This is a genomic window from Salinimicrobium oceani, assembly GCF_012037645.1.
Window position 1 is genome coordinate 1 of the sequence record NZ_JAAVJR010000257.1, and the last position, 586, is coordinate 586.

1 protein-coding gene is annotated in these 586 nt (G+C 41.3%); it reads left to right on the plus strand.

The features are described from left to right. A partial coding sequence (locus HC175_RS16595; RefSeq protein ID WP_369074338.1) for a glycosyltransferase family 2 protein occupies positions 1–465 on the plus strand: 465 nt, incomplete at its 5' end. Positions 466–586 lie beyond the last annotated feature (121 nt).

Consider the following 586-nt stretch of genomic DNA (forward strand, 5'->3'; position numbering starts at 1 on the left):
ATTGCCAGTGGAGATGATGTCTTTTTGCTGGAGAAGTTTCAGCAAAAGGGGCTGAAAATTGCCTTTTTAAAATCCCCTGAAGCTGTTGTCGCTACCTCCCCGGCTTCAGGAGTAGGACAAATGTTCTCGCAGCGCATCAGGTGGGCAGGAAAGACTTCGGCAACAAAGAACAGTTTTGGGAAGGCTGTTGGATTAATAGTGTTCCTGATGAACTTTTTGCTTTCCGCAGTATTTATTGCCATGATCTTTGGCGTTTTTCCCCATACTGTTTTTTTGGGGATGTTCCTGTTCAAATTTAACGTTGACTTCCTGTTGATTTTTAGAGCTGCAAACTTCTTTGGCAGGGAAAGCAGCCTTAAAAGCTATTTTTGGAGCAGCATGATTTATCCTTTCTTTAGCAGTTCAGTCGTTATTTTATCTATATTTTCGGGATACGAATGGAAGGGCCGCAGGTTCAAAAAGTAGCAGGTGGCCCGATATTTTTATTATCTTTAATTTACCTGAGTCCCAAGAATGCAGTATTTAAGGATCATTTTTTTCGCGTTTTTTATGTGTGCGGTATTTCCGCTTTTTGCACAGGAAACCT